Source organism: Microcystis wesenbergii FACHB-1317, from assembly GCF_014696875.1.
Taxonomy (GTDB): domain Bacteria; phylum Cyanobacteriota; class Cyanobacteriia; order Cyanobacteriales; family Microcystaceae; genus Microcystis; species Microcystis wesenbergii_A.
Map to the genome: position 1 here is coordinate 28,522 of NZ_JACJQV010000184.1, position 12,822 is coordinate 41,343.

Here is a 12,822-nt window from a genome sequence, read left to right on the forward strand (position 1 = left end):
CAGAGAAAATGCTAACTCGATCTCCTACCAAAACCCTCAGCTTAGAAGAATATCGTAGTTTAGAAACTAGAGCGGAAACTAAACACGAATATCACGACGGGGAAATTATCGAGATGACAGGGGGAAGCATCAATCATAATCGACTGGTACGCAATTTAATTCGCTTGTTAGACAATGCTTTAAGGAAAACTATTTATGAAGTCTTTCCCAGTGATTTGCGACTATGGATACCCCAATATAATCGCGGTTTATACCCAGATTTAATGCTCATTGCTGGGGAACCATTATTTAGCGATAATCGCAACGATGAAATTTTAAATCCCTGTGTAATTATCGAAGTTTTATCTCCTTCCACCTCTGGTTATGATCGGGGTGATAAATTTCGTTATTATCGTTCTCTACCCCAATTAAACCAATATCTTCTCGTCAGTCAAGGGGAGATACTAATAGAATCCTATAGCAAAACCTCAGACAATAATTGGTTACTGCAAGAATACACCCCAGCAAGGGGAATTATATCCCTAGATTCTTTAGGAATTAGCTTAAATCTTGCCGATATTTACGAAGGAATTGATTTTAATCTCAACTCCTAACTTTAGCTATCTTTTAAGAGGACGTACTAAAAACAATTTTACCATCTTTTACCGCCACTAAACGCAAAGTTAAGGGGCCAGCCGTATTAGTTTTACTAGCGGCAATCGCCTCAAGTGTCTCGATAGAATTACCCGACTTTTTGACTTGACCAATAAAGTTAACTACCGTAGTTAATAAACCATCTTCCACCTGAATTGACCCTAAAACTCCCGCACTTCTAGCGCGAAATTGAGCCGAAGCTAAGAGTAAATCTAAACGCTTTTGTAGGTCTTCTTCTGTCATATTTTGGGGATCAATGGAAACGGCAGCGATTACCTGTTTCTCCTCAAAAACTCTTTGATTGGGAACCACATCAGCAAAGACACGAATCTCGGTTTCTCCTAAGACATAATTACCTGCTGAAAGGATTCTCACCACATATTCTTTACCGTCCTGTAATTGTTGACTTAACTGTTCTACCTGTGCTTTTGTGATCTTAACTAAACGCTGGTCAAAATTAGGCTGATTCGGTTGGGTGGCACGGATAGCATTTATATTCGCTTCCCGCAATAACTTATCGATAACTGTGACAATAGCTTGGGGATCAACAATACGAAAAGCTCCAAAAGATAACACCTGTCCCCGGAAAATAGCGATTTGTTTTTCTCGCAATTCTTGATAGGTTTGATAGTATTGTTCTAAAACTTCCACTTCTCGCTTAAGAAAAGCCATTTGGGTTTCTAAATCTTTTAATTTTCCTTCGCGCTGTTCCAAAGCCAAATTTTTATCGACGATCGAGCTATCGAGTTCTCCAATGCGTTGATCGCGGCGATCAATTTCTAGCTGTAGGGTTTTTTGCTGGGTTTCCAACTGTTGAAGTCGCGCTTGTCTGGCCGTTAATAACTTTTGTTGATTAGCCAACTCTTTATCTCTAACTTGAACGGTGGTTTGTAGTTGATTGATCTGACTAGAAAGAATTGATTTTTGTTGGGACAATTGATCCCGTTGACTGCTTAACTGTGCCTTTTGATTAGTTAAAATAACTCGTTCATTATTTAAATTAGCCACTTCCTTGCGGAACTTTTCCAACTGTCCCGAAACTAATCGCAAACGTTGACGAGAAGCTTGATAATTTTTGTTAAGAACCTCTAGACGTTTCTGCACGGCTATCTGTTCACTTTTAGCCGTTTTTAACGCCTTTTCCACCTGATTTTTTTGTTCGGTGGTTTTTCTTACCTGACTTTCCAACTCCTTAATAGCTGCACGACGTTCATTTAACAGACGATCCAGTTCAAAAACCCCTTGACGCAGGGATTTACTAGAAGCAAACAAGACAATTAAAGTCGAACCGGCGATCAAAATTCCCGTTACAATCGTCATCAAAGTTGCGGTTTGTTTCGGACGCAGATTAAATAAACGCATCCTTTTCTTACCGATACGGCTCCCTATGCGATCGCCAACCGCCGCTATCAGACCACCTAAAACCACGATGGCCAAAACCAAAATATAAGCGCTAGTCATCCAGAATTTAAGTAAATTGTTGACTGAGAGCGACGGGATTATGGACGGTAATTTTCTTCTTGTAAATTGAGACCATTTCTTGATCCCGCAGCTCTCCCAATAAACGGGTGACAGTGACGCGGGTAGAACCGATCGCTTCTGCGATCGCTTGGTGAGACAATTTTAGATCCACCCGGATGCCATCGGTGGTGGGAACCCCAAAATCACGACAGAGAATTAATAAAAAACTTACCAAACGGGAACCCATATCCCGGTGAGCCAAGGTTTCGATCATCATTTCCGTTTGCAGAATCCGCGAGGACAAACCCTGCAGCATCAACATTGATAAATCGGGATTATTGCGGAGAGACCTTTCTACCTGATCGATCGGGGCCGAGAGTAATTCTACCGGAGTAAAAGCCACGGCATGATAAAAACGATCCGATCGCTGACCAGTGAGTAAAGATAGCACACCAAAGACGCTATTTTCCCGCAGCAGAGCCACGGTAATTTCTTCTCCCGCTTCATAGACTCGCGACAACTTAACGGCTCCTTTCAGCAAAAAATAGACTCTTTCGGCGGGATCTCCAGGGAAAAAGATCGTTTTGCCACGCTCGAACAATTCCACCACCGGGGGGAAATTGCCGCTGCCGATTCGACGGAACACATCTGCTAGGGGTTTATCTTGTATTAGGGATAAGTCCATCTCACATCCAAAAAAGGGGAAAATTGTTTTTATTATGCAACGAGTGTCACCTCTATTAAACATAACCGCTCCCTAAACTGGGAAAAGTTTTGGGCGCTTTTTGCCAGACAATGGGGGAGGGGTGATCATTGCTGCCCCTTTATCTGTATCCCTATTATACCGAATCTCGCTGGGGTCGGCTATTGGGGAGATTTTTGTAAGAGAAACGAGAACTATGTTAGATTTAACGGGAAAAAACGCCCTAGTGACGGGGATTGCCAATAATCGCTCGATCGCTTGGGGAATTGCCCAACAACTCCATCAAGCTGGTGCGAATATCGGTGTCACCTATCTCCCCGACGAAAAAGGCCGTTTTGAGAAAAAAGTGCGAGAATTGGCCGATGAACTTAATCCCGCTTTTTATGTCCCCTGCGATGTCCAAAATGACCAACAGGTAGAAGATACTTTCGCTACAGTGGCGGAAAAATGGGGCAAACTGGATATTTTGATTCACTGTCTCGCTTTTGCCGATAAAGAGGGTTTAACGGGCGATTTTACCGCCATCCCTCGGGAAGCTTTCACTAAATCCCTAGATATTAGCACTTTTTCCCTAACCCGTCTAGCTCGATCGGCTAAACCCTTGATGACGGAAGGGGGAAGTATTATCACTCTTACCTATCTCGGGGGTGTCAAGGTAATTCCTAACTATAATTTAATGGGGGTGGCAAAAGCTGGTTTAGAAATGAGTGTTCGCTATTTAGCCGCCGAATTAGGTGGTCAAAAGATCCGAGTTAATGGTATTTCCGCCGGTCCAATTCGCACCTTGGCATCTTCGGCCGTGGGGGGAATTCTTGATATGATCCATCATGTGGAAGAAATCGCTCCTTTACATCGCACGGTGACACAAATTGAGGTGGGAAATACGGCCGCTTTTTTAGCCAGTGATCTTGCTAGTGGTATTACCGGTCAGATTATTTATGTAGATTCCGGTTACGAAATTATGGGAATGTAGTTTTAAGTAGGTAGGTGTTAAAAACCATCAGCGCCCCCCTTATTAAGGGTAGTAGGGTTGATTCATGAATCAACCCTACAATGAATCAACCCTACTATGAATCAACCCTAGGGGCAAGGGGGGGTAAGATACCTGCCAAGAATAAAGAAAAATGGTATTAGTCCTGTCCAGTCAGGGTATAGGCTGCCCAATAGTAAGGATCGCTATATTCTGTTAGCTGATCTAGCCCTATTTTACCCAGAGAACAAATCGCCCACCCTCGGTCAGACTAAGCTTGATGGTCATCGGATTTAATGGCTACCGCTCGATCAAAGGATGCGATCGCTTCTTATAATCTGCCTAAATTCCTTAACGCATTCCCTCGCTCGTACCAAGCTTCATGGAAATCGGGTTTAATGGCTAAAGCTCGATCGTAGGATGCGATCGCTTCTGCCCATCTGCCTAAATTAGCTAACGCAATCCCTCGGTTGTACCAAGCTAGATGGTTATCGGGTTTAATGGCTAAAGCTTGATCCAAGGATGCGATCGCTTCTGCTAATCTGCCTAGATTAGCTAACGCAAACCCTCGGTTATACCAAGCTGGATGTAAATCGGGTTGAATTTCTAAAGCTCGATCAAAGGATGCGATCGCTTCTGCCCATCTGCCTAGATTAGCTAACGCATTCCCTCGGTTGTACCAAGCTAGATGGAAATCGGGTTTAATTTCTAAAGCTTTGTCGTAAGATGCGATCTCTTCTGCCCATCTGCCTAAATTAGCTAACGCATTCCCTCGGTTGTTCCAAGCTTCATGGAAATCGGGTTTAATGGCTAAAGCTTGATCGTAGGATGCGATCGCTTCTGCCCATCTGCCTAAATTACCTAACGCATTCCCTCGATTGCCCCAAGCTTCATGGTAATCGGGTTGAATTTCTAAAGCTTGATCGTAAGATGCGAGCGCTTCTGCCCATCTGCCTAAATTACCTAACGCAACCCCTCGGTTATACCAAGCTAGATGGAAATCGGGTTTAATGGCTAAAGCTTGATCGTAAGATGCGATCGCTTCTGCCAATCTGCCTAAATTACCTAACGCATTCCCTCGTTTGCTCCAAGCTAGATGGTCATCGGGTTGAATTTCTAAAGCTCGATCGTAAGATGCGATCGCGCCGATAAAATCCCCATTCATGTATTTCTGGGTTCCTTGCTCAAACCAGAATTCGGCATCCTGAACAATCGGGGTATTATTAGCGGTGGATAGTCTTTGAGTTGTTGAAGTTTTCCCTTGATTCAAAAGTTGATAGAATTTTTGGACTTCCGTTAAATCCGTCTCCTTTGAGCCTAGATTTTCCCCATCCACTCTGCCTAAATTCCTTAACGCATTCTCTCGGTTAGTCCAAGCTTGATGTAAATCGGGTTTAATGGCTAAAGCTCGATCGTAGGATGCGATCGCTTCTGCCCATCTGCCTAAATTACCTAACGCAACCCCCCGGTTAGTCCAAGCTAGATGGAAATCGGGTTGAATTTCTAAAGCTTGATCGAAGGATGAGATAGCTTCTTCAAACCTGCCTAAATTATCTAACACAATCCCTCGGTCGCTCCAAGCTGGATGAAAATCGGGTTTAATTTCTAAAACTCGATCATAGGATGCGATCGCTTGTTCAAATCTGCCTAAATTAGCTAACGCAATCCCTCGGTTGTACCAAGCTAGATGGTCATCGGGTTGAATTTCTAAAGCTTTGTCGTAAGATGCGATCTCTTCTGCCCATCTGCCTAAATTACCTAACGCATTCCCTCGGTTGTACCAAGCTTCATGCTTATCGGGTTTAATTTCTAAAGCTTTGTCGTAGGATGCGATCGCTTCTGCCAATCTGCCTAAATTATCTAACGCAATCCCTCGGTTGTTCCAAGCTTCATGGTAATCGGGTTTAAATTCTAAAGCTTGATCGTAAGATGCGATCGCTTCTGCCAATCTGCCTAAATTACCTAACGCAATCCCTCGGTTGTACCAAGCTTCATGCTGATCGGGTTTAAATTCTAAAGCTTTGTCGCAGGATGCGATCGCGCCGATAAAATCCCCATTCGTGTATTTCTGGTATCCTTGCTCAAACCAGAATGCGGCATCCTGAACCACTTCCGTTAAATCCGTCTCCTTTGAGTCTAGATTTTCCTCCTCCACACCGGAAACATCCCTCACCGCGTCGCGTAACTGGAGGCTAATCCGTTGGGACACTTCCCCCAGATTTCCCGTCATCACCTTCCCTAAAGCCGCCAGATCCCGCCCCAAAGTTTGATAATCTTCTGGATACTGTAGCCATTCCTCGCTTTTGACCCCTAGCCACTGCGCCAGCTTTTTATCGTCACAATGGCGACTGTGTAGCCATTCCCGTAACCCGTCGGTAGTGGTTCCCGCTGCCACCTGCTCGAATAACCCCATCAATATCCCTTCATATTCCCCATCGCTGGGTTCTGGAGGAGTATTTTCGACTTTTTTGAGGTTAATTGCCTTTGGACTGCCAATAAAGAGCGATTTTAGCCAATTCCAGAGCTTTTTTAGTAAGGATAGCATCGGAGAAAGGGGGAAAGAAGATAAGAAAATTATATCTCTACTGGCGAAAGTCGTCCCTTTCGGGGTTCATACTCGTCCTCTAATAGCCAATTTTCCGCTTCCTCGTAACTCGCACCGGTGAATACCACCTGATAACCCTCAGAGGGATCGTACACGTGATAGTTTCCTGAAGATTCAGCGAGTAAAAGCAAGATATAGGGAGGAGATATCAGCGTATCGATCCAAACCTCGGCAAAATTCCAATTATTATCGGCTAGGTTGGCTGCAGGGGATAACGTGATAGCGGTTTTCTGCATCGATCTAATTTTTTCTAGAATGGGGAGAAAAGTAATTGCCATCGATTCATGATTCAGAGTATCTCGTCCTCTTGGTTGTCTGAGTATTCCTCGGTAGTTGCCGCAGGAATTTGCGCTATTTTAGTCTTTTTTGGTTGGTTATGCCTACACTTTAATCTGATCGGCCCGGCTTTTATCCTACTAGCGATCGCATATCTGGTGGGAGGATACGAGAGTACCCAAGCAGGATTAACGACTTTATTCGAGGAAAAAGAACTGGATGTGGACCTGTTAATGATTGTAGCGGCGTTAGGGGCGGCGATTTTGGGACTCTGGGATAGTAATTACTATCTAATCATCGATGGAGCCGTTTTAATCCTGATTTTCGCTATTAGTGGTGCTTTAGAACAGATTGCCATGGCGAAAACCGATCGCAATATTCGTTCTCTCATGGCGATGACTCCCGATACTGCTAGATTAATCACGGGAGACAGGGAAAAAGAGGTTCCTATCAAGCAATTACGGATCGGTGACACAGTTTTAGTCAAACCGGGTGAATTAATCCCCATTGACGGCATTATTATGGAGGGAAACAGTCCCATTAATCAAGCGCCAATTACGGGAGAATCCCTTCCCGTGGATAAAACCATCGGTGAAGAAGTCTTTGCGGGAACTCTCAACGGTGCGGGAGTGCTACGTTTAAAGGTGGAAACTCCCCCCGAAAGTCGCTTAATTGAGAGGGTGATTCGTTTGGTAGAAAAAGCGCAAAATGAATCCCCTCCCTCCCAAGAGTTTATCGAAGGTTTCGAGCGGGGTTATGCGAAAATTATCGTGATTTTGGGCTTAATTTTCGGGATTTTACCGCCTTTTTTCTGGGGTTGGACCTGGGAAACCACTATCTATCGGGCCTTAATTTTTCTCGTGGTGGCTTCTCCCTGTGCTTTAATGGCCTCGATTATGCCAGCTTTGTTATCGGGTATCGCTAACGGGGCAAAACAGGGGATTTTATTCAAAAATGGCGCAAGATTGGAGATGATCGGCCGCATACGAGCGATCGCTTTTGATAAAACCGGCACTCTCACCCTTGGTAAGTTGCAAGTGGTGGAAATTATCCCTATCCATGCAGTCAGTGAAAATGAGGTGTTAGCGGTGGCTGCATCCCTAGAATCCTGTTCCGAACATCCCATCGGATCCGCTATTACCGCCACAGCCAGGGAACGTGGTATAAATTTCTTCAGTGCTAATCAGGTGCAAGCGGTATCGGGACGGGGTATCACGGGAAAAATTGCCGATAAGTCGGTATCTGTGGGCAATTTTGCCTATATTCGTGACCATATTGCTGATCTTGACCAGAATATCCTAGCTATCCGCGAACGTTTACAAAAAGAAGGCAGAACCCTGGTCTGGGTAGTACAAGAGAATCAGATAATCGGGGCGATCGCTGTGGCCGATACCCTTCGGGAATCGGCAGTTAATCTGGTGAAGCAGCTAAAAAAGATCGGTATCGAACATATCGTTTTAATTACGGGTGATAATCAACAAAGTGCCGATAAAGTCGCTGAAAAACTCGGTATTGAGGAAGTTTACGCTGATTTACTGCCCGAAGATAAGTTAAGCGTTATCCAAAATCTGCAAAAAAAATATCACACTGTCGCTATGGTGGGGGATGGCATTAATGACGCGCCCGCTTTAGCTATGGCTAATGTGGGGATTGCCATGGGAAAAGCTGGTAGTGATGTCGCTTTGGAAACGGCCGATATTATCCTTATGTCCGATAATTTAGCCAAAATTCCCAGCGCGATTAACCTTGGTCGTCGTGCCAATCGCATCGTTAAACAGAATATCACCTTCGCCCTCGCGTTTATCGGCATATTGCTAATAGCCAATTTTGCCGGTGATATAACTTTACCTCTGGGTGTTATCGGTCATGAAGGATCGACGGTATTAGTGACTCTAAGCGGTTTAAGATTGTTCAAATAGGGATAAAAATACAGAGAACTATGGGCGAAATCCAGGCAATCCGAGGCACAAAAGATATTTTACCGGCGGAGGTCGGTTACTGGCAGTGGTTAGAGGAAACTGCCAGCAGAATTTTAGGGACTGCGCTGTATCAAGAGATACGAACTCCCATTTTTGAACAGACACAACTTTTTGAACGGGGTATCGGGGAAGCGACGGACGTGGTAGGTAAAGAAATGTACACTTTCCTTGATCGCGGTCAACGTTCCCTGACTTTGCGACCAGAGGGAACGGCTGGGGTCGTTCGCGCCTATATTGAACACAAATTACAGGCCGCCGGAGGAGTACAAAGACTCTGGTATAAGGGGCCGATGTTTCGTTATGAACGTCCGCAAGCGGGTAGGCAGCGACAGTTTCATCAAATTGGGGTCGAATTGTTGGGAAGTGATGACCCTAGGGCGGATGTGGAAGTAATTACCCTTGCCAGCGAGATATTAAAAGCTGTGGGGCTAGAAAACCTAAAATTAGATATTAATTCCCTGGGAAATGCCCAAGATAGGCAAAATTATCGTCAGGCCCTGCTAGATTATTTGACTCCCTACAAAGCTGATTTAGACGCGGATTCTCAACAGAGATTAGAAAAAAATCCCCTGCGAATTTTGGATAGTAAGGACGAGAAAACCAAAATTATCTGTGAGAATGCACCCAGTATTCTTGAACATATCGGCAGTGATTCTCAAAAGCATTTTGAACGGGTGCAATCTTTACTAACCGATTTGGGAGTTATCTATAATCTTAATCCCTGTTTAGTGCGAGGATTGGACTATTACACCCATACGGCCTTTGAAATTCAGTCCGATGATTTAGGCGCTCAAGCTACGGTTTGCGGTGGGGGTCGTTATGATGGTTTAATAGCTCAATTAGGTGGTCCAGACACACCAGCAGTGGGTTGGGCGATCGGTTTAGAACGTCTGATTATATTATTACAACAAAAGCAATCTTTATCTTTTTTGGTTCCCGATTTTTATCTCGTCTCCAAAGGAGAAAAAGCTGAGGCACGCAGTGCGGTGTTAGCGCAGCAATTACGCGGATTGGGGTTTAGCGTCGAGTTAGACTTAAGCGGCAGCGCTTTCGGAAAACAATTTAAACGGGCCGATCGAGCTAAGGCCGTGGGCTGTATAATTTTGGGGGATGCTGAGGCTGAAAATGGCACGGTACAACTGAAATGGATGGCCACCCAAGAACAAATTAGTCTAACCCAAGCGGATTTATTGACACAAGCAAGGGAATTAAAAGCGCAAATCTCTCGGCACAAATCCTAAGTTTTAGCGTCATGGCCAAACATTAGGCCTAGGCTAAGATTATGGAATTTATACTGCAAAAACAAGGGGAGAATCACGGAAGCACAATTTCTAATAATTCTCTAGAAATTGTCTCGGGAAACTATCGTCTCTTGGCCCGTCTGGATTCTCCTTTTGCTCATATTGAAGTGCGTATCGATTACGAATCTCCCGAAAGTAGCGAACGATATACCCATTATTATCGATCGGATGCCGGAGGTTGGCTGGAAATTTTTTCCTATCGAGATTTAGGAATAGGTAGCTGGAAAATTCGCTGTTATGGGGATATTCTGGCAGAATTGGGGGGGCAAGGTTGGCAAGAAATGTTAACTTTAATTGTTACTCCTGTTAAGAGCAATTATCTGGCTCAATTAGAACAGTTAATTAAAACCGAAATTGAACCTTTATTAGCACTAGAATACTCTCCAGAGATGGTAAAATTAGAATTGGCTGATTTAACCAATAATTCTGCCTTTGTTTTTGATTTATGCCTACCAGAGGAAACAATGACTGCTGGGGAAGGGGTAACTCTAGAACTGCCGGAACCTGCTAATATGAAAAAGAGCCTTCAAAGTTTATCTAATCGCAATTCTACACCCCTACCCCCGAAAATATCCGGTTCTAATTCTCGCCGAAAATCACCGCAACTGCCCCCAATTCCTAAAAATAAATAGGGTTTGCTGAATAAATGTGAAATATAGACGAGGTAAGGGTTTTATACCGCACAGAAAACGGGTTTCTCCGAGAAACCCGTTTTCTACCTACTCATGCACTCATGCAAAAAGGGGGAATACATAATCAGTTTTTAATAACTGGATTTAGTATAAGAGTGCAATCGCTGCAAAAAAGAAATAGTTTAGCGAGTTAAAACCTGATTTTTGGTTAAATCTTCAAATCCGATTGGATTTGTTTGACATTAAACAAAAAGAGAGCGAGCAAATTGAAAAAATTCTTCCGTCCCCTACAACAGTAATTACGAGCAAGGGAGGGAGTTAATCAGACTCTTAAAAACTGATTTGGTATTAGCTAGGGTTTAACCCTTCTTTAATCTAGTGAGGCAGCAACTTAAACCTAAGATTTTTTCAAGAACTTCTGACGAACTCGCGAGATTAACAGGTCTAATTCTGGTAACTTCAATAACATCGCACCGAGGAGGAATAAACCCACCGCTACGGTCGAGGCTAAACCTAACTGTAATAATTGTAGGAAAATATTACCAGCACCGAAAACCTTTTCCCATCCCCAACTAGCACCCCAACTAGCAACACCAGAAAGTATTGTAATTACCGTTAATCCCAATAAGGATAAACCCCATTCTCCTAGAGGTAAACCCCCTAAACGACGATTTAAAATCACCGTAAAAATGCCCATAGAAAGGATATTAACCCCCACGGTTGCTAAAACAATCCCCGGAGTACCAAAAGGTTTATACAAGAGGAAATCAAGGACACCATTGAGAAAAATATTCACCATACTCACCTTAAAGGGAGTGTCACCATCACCCAAAGCATAGAACACTCGTACCAAAACATCGCGGCCGAGATAGAAAAACATCCCGAAACCGTAGGCCATTAATACGGGAACCACCTGTTCCGAGGCAGCCAGATTAAAGGCACCCCGTTGATAGATAACTCGCACTACCGGGAAAGCGAGGGCGATAAAGATAGCGGTGAAAGGTAACATGGTTAAAGCCGTCAATAATAAACCCTGACGGATTCTTTGCTTCAATTCTCCCCAATTTTCTGGTTCCGTCAGTCGAGAAAATATCGGCATAAACGGTACGAGAATCATGTTAGACATGATGCCCAAGGGCGTGAGAACGATAAAACTGGCGTAACGCATGGATGCGGCGGCATTTTCGATAAAAGAAGCGAAAAAGAGGTCAGTATAAACGTTAATATGCAACATTCCCGAAGATAAGGTCGCCGGAATCATCACCCGCAACACCTCCGACACCCCCGGAATCCGCCAATCCCAACGAAATGTTAATTTTCCTAAACCTGCCTTGACTTGCGCGCCCACTTGTGCTAACCATTGCCAGAGCGCCCCGACGAGAGTACCGCCGGCGAGGACAAAACCTCCCAGTTGAATGTATTGCGGATTATCAATGCGATCGCCAAGAAACCAGGCCAGCAAACCGACCCCGATAATCACCGCCAAACTGGAAAAAAGCGGACTGAGACTCGGTAGCCAGTATTGATCCGCCGCGTTGAGAGTACCGAAACCGATGCCAATTAAACCGGCTAAAACCGCCATGGGGGCCATAATTTGCAGTTGTTGAATGGCCATGCTGCGGGTGGCGGCATCTAAACCGGGAGCGAGAACATCGATAAAAATATTGGCAAAAACGATTAAAAAGACGGTGACAGCTAATAAAATCGCGCTGACTAGGGTGGTAATAGTCTCGACAATCGGCGCGGACTCGGATTTATCTCTTTTGGCCAAAACACTGACCAAAGCGCTATGAAAGGGGCCGTTAATGCCACCGAGGAGAATTAACAGAAAACCGGGGATAACGTAGGCAAAAGCGTAGGCGTTCACCACCGGCCCGACACCGTAGGCAGCGGCGATTACCTGTTCGCGGACTAAACCAAAAACCTTACTGATTAAGGTGGCAACGGCGACAATTCCGGCAATACCGGCTAAGGAACGGGTAGCTTTCTTAGTAATGATGACACCTCGAAAGAAAACAACTGCATTGATCGATTCTACCCGTTTCTGTGTTCCCGTAGAAAAGCGCTCTCTAGTTGTCAAATTTAATTTGACTTGAATGTATAACACCCATTTCCCCACACAGATTTATAGAGAGCGTTTCTCATAAAGATGAAGTATAAGCTAATTCGGTATCGACGATCGACTCCCACCTGAGCATTAAGATAACTGTTATCAGTAATTATTGAGAAAATAAATCTCCATACTTAATTTCCTCGTGGCAC

10 protein-coding genes are annotated in these 12,822 nt (G+C 44.3%); 5 read left to right on the forward strand and 5 right to left on the reverse strand.

Features of this window, described 5'->3' with window-relative positions; all coding sequences use genetic code 11:
* Window positions 1-8 precede the first annotated feature (8 nt).
* Complete coding sequence (locus H6F92_RS17985) at window positions 9-593, forward strand: Uma2 family endonuclease (RefSeq protein ID WP_190358950.1); 585 nt, start codon at window positions 9-11, stop codon at window positions 591-593.
* Window positions 594-606: 13 nt separating this feature from the next.
* Here H6F92_RS17985 and H6F92_RS17990 read toward each other — a convergent pair whose 3' ends face one another.
* Window positions 607-2,094 (reverse strand): DUF3084 domain-containing protein, encoded by a 1,488-nt coding sequence (locus H6F92_RS17990; RefSeq protein ID WP_190358951.1) that lies wholly within the window; start codon window positions 2,092-2,094, stop codon window positions 607-609.
* Window positions 2,095-2,101: 7 nt separating this feature from the next.
* A complete protein-coding gene (gene ntcA, locus H6F92_RS17995) occupies window positions 2,102-2,779 on the reverse strand; it encodes a global nitrogen regulator NtcA (protein ID WP_002793163.1) in 678 nt (225 codons plus the stop codon).
* A 214-nt stretch (window positions 2,780-2,993) separates the two neighbouring features.
* On the opposite strand from ntcA, the gene fabI reads away from it, so the two are divergent.
* On the forward strand, window positions 2,994-3,770 hold the full coding sequence (fabI, locus tag H6F92_RS18000; protein ID WP_002760333.1) for an enoyl-ACP reductase FabI: 777 nt from the start codon (window positions 2,994-2,996) through the stop codon (window positions 3,768-3,770).
* A gap of 328 nt (window positions 3,771-4,098) precedes the next feature.
* On the opposite strand, the gene H6F92_RS18005 is transcribed toward fabI, so the two are convergent.
* Complete coding sequence (locus H6F92_RS18005) at window positions 4,099-6,312, reverse strand: tetratricopeptide repeat protein (RefSeq protein WP_199308260.1); 2,214 nt, start codon at window positions 6,310-6,312, stop codon at window positions 4,099-4,101.
* Window positions 6,313-6,341: 29 nt separating this feature from the next.
* Complete coding sequence (locus H6F92_RS18010) at window positions 6,342-6,650, reverse strand: hypothetical protein (protein WP_190358952.1); 309 nt, start codon at window positions 6,648-6,650, stop codon at window positions 6,342-6,344.
* A 6-nt stretch (window positions 6,651-6,656) separates the two neighbouring features.
* Here H6F92_RS18010 and H6F92_RS18015 point away from each other — a divergent pair, with 6 nt between their 5' ends.
* Genes H6F92_RS18015 through H6F92_RS18025 form a run of 3 tightly spaced genes read left to right on the forward strand, consistent with a single transcriptional unit; the run spans window position 6,657 to window position 10,560 of the window.
* Entirely contained in the window at window positions 6,657-8,567 is a 1,911-nt protein-coding gene (locus tag H6F92_RS18015) for a heavy metal translocating P-type ATPase (RefSeq protein ID WP_190358953.1), read from the forward strand.
* A 20-nt stretch (window positions 8,568-8,587) separates the two neighbouring features.
* Window positions 8,588-9,868 (forward strand): histidine--tRNA ligase, encoded by a 1,281-nt coding sequence (hisS, locus tag H6F92_RS18020; protein ID WP_190358954.1) that lies wholly within the window; start codon window positions 8,588-8,590, stop codon window positions 9,866-9,868.
* A 41-nt stretch (window positions 9,869-9,909) separates the two neighbouring features.
* Window positions 9,910-10,560 carry a hypothetical protein gene (locus H6F92_RS18025; RefSeq protein ID WP_190358955.1) on the forward strand — a complete coding sequence of 217 codons (651 nt, stop codon included), beginning with the start codon at window positions 9,910-9,912 and terminating at the stop codon, window positions 10,558-10,560.
* A 397-nt stretch (window positions 10,561-10,957) separates the two neighbouring features.
* Here H6F92_RS18025 and murJ read toward each other — a convergent pair whose 3' ends face one another.
* Window positions 10,958-12,685, reverse strand: a complete 1,728-nt coding sequence (gene murJ / locus H6F92_RS18030; RefSeq protein ID WP_190358969.1) for a murein biosynthesis integral membrane protein MurJ — start codon at window positions 12,683-12,685, stop codon at window positions 10,958-10,960.
* Between the last annotated feature and the right edge of the window lie 137 nt (window positions 12,686-12,822).

Excerpts from the sequence above, each read along its gene's own strand:
- H6F92_RS17985 (WP_190358950.1), top strand. The coding sequence starts at position 9 with ATGCTAACTCGATCTCCTACCAAAACCCTCAGCTTAGAAGAATATCGT.
- H6F92_RS17990 (WP_190358951.1), bottom strand. The coding sequence starts at position 2,094 with ATGACTAGCGCTTATATTTTGGTTTTGGCCATCGTGGTTTTAGGTGGT.
- ntcA (WP_002793163.1), bottom strand. The coding sequence starts at position 2,779 with ATGGACTTATCCCTAATACAAGATAAACCCCTAGCAGATGTGTTCCGT.
- fabI (WP_002760333.1), top strand. The coding sequence starts at position 2,994 with ATGTTAGATTTAACGGGAAAAAACGCCCTAGTGACGGGGATTGCCAAT.
- H6F92_RS18005 (WP_199308260.1), bottom strand. The coding sequence starts at position 6,312 with ATGCTATCCTTACTAAAAAAGCTCTGGAATTGGCTAAAATCGCTCTTT.
- H6F92_RS18010 (WP_190358952.1), bottom strand. The coding sequence starts at position 6,650 with ATGGCAATTACTTTTCTCCCCATTCTAGAAAAAATTAGATCGATGCAG.
- H6F92_RS18015 (WP_190358953.1), top strand. The coding sequence starts at position 6,657 with ATGATTCAGAGTATCTCGTCCTCTTGGTTGTCTGAGTATTCCTCGGTA.
- hisS (WP_190358954.1), top strand. The coding sequence starts at position 8,588 with ATGGGCGAAATCCAGGCAATCCGAGGCACAAAAGATATTTTACCGGCG.
- H6F92_RS18025 (WP_190358955.1), top strand. The coding sequence starts at position 9,910 with ATGGAATTTATACTGCAAAAACAAGGGGAGAATCACGGAAGCACAATT.